The 885-nt window shown below is 38.8% G+C and carries 1 protein-coding gene; it reads right to left on the bottom strand.

The genetic code is table 11. The features are described 5' to 3' along the window. Positions 1 to 293: 293 nt before the first annotated feature. Positions 294 to 635, bottom strand: a complete 342-nt coding sequence (locus M3O96_RS21885; protein WP_249725460.1) for a hypothetical protein — start codon at positions 633 to 635, stop codon at positions 294 to 296. Positions 636 to 885: the final 250 nt, after the last annotated feature.

An 885-nucleotide genomic window follows, 5' to 3' on the forward strand; every position in this document is an offset into this window, starting at 1 on the left:
TCGATTTTAAGGATGGGCTGCACCCATCCCTTTGTTATCCCGCCCATTCAGGGCTTTAAACCAATCTTGAAACACAAACTCTGGAATCTATGCGCTCTCTGTGAGCTATGTGGTAAATAACCAATCCATATTTTGCGTCCTTTGCATTACCTTCTTTTCCTTTGCGGTTAAAAAAAATATTGCCTCACGCGAAGTTTCATTTAAACCACGGTTTGTCACCTTACCATTCCAAAATGGTCAAATGGATTTTGGTATAGCTTACCAAAATCCATTTGACCTTTCAAAATTTATTTTTAAATAGAATCTCTATCCTCAATTTCTTCAATTGCAACCCGCTTCATAAATTCATCATAATGCGGATTATCTTGGTCAGAATATGGACCATAGGCATTTAGGGTATAACCTTTTTCCCCCGATTCACTCTCAAATAGGTAGATAACAGCCATATCCCCCGGGTCAGATTCGCCTTCAAACCTATATACCTTTGTGATTTTAAGTTCTTCAGGCCCGAAAACCGTTTCAGAACCATCAAATCTACCCCCATCGGAAGAGATCTTCAATTCGTTTCCATACCCCTTCTCAGGCAGCAGATTCAACACTTGGGAATAAGTGGTCATTGATTTGGAAGTGCTCATAATATTAAGATTTTAATTAGAAGTCCAGATCTTTACTTACAAGTATTAGTCCAAAATTGAATTCCTACTTCAGATCAACGATGGAACAGCATATCCTCTCTGCTGCCGGTAGATAGCTTCTATGGTCTGCGACGCTTTCAGGCATCAACAAAGCCTACCGCAACCACACCAAATAACCACAATCCCGGTTTGACAAAACTTCCAAACGTAACATATATCACCTTAATAAAAAATCTATTTCTATATATTT

This window comes from Aquiflexum sp. TKW24L (assembly GCF_023502205.1).
GTDB lineage: Bacteria > Bacteroidota > Bacteroidia > Cytophagales > Cyclobacteriaceae > Cognataquiflexum.

Excerpts from the sequence above, each read along its gene's own strand:
- M3O96_RS21885 (WP_249725460.1), bottom strand. The coding sequence starts at position 635 with ATGAGCACTTCCAAATCAATGACCACTTATTCCCAAGTGTTGAATCTG.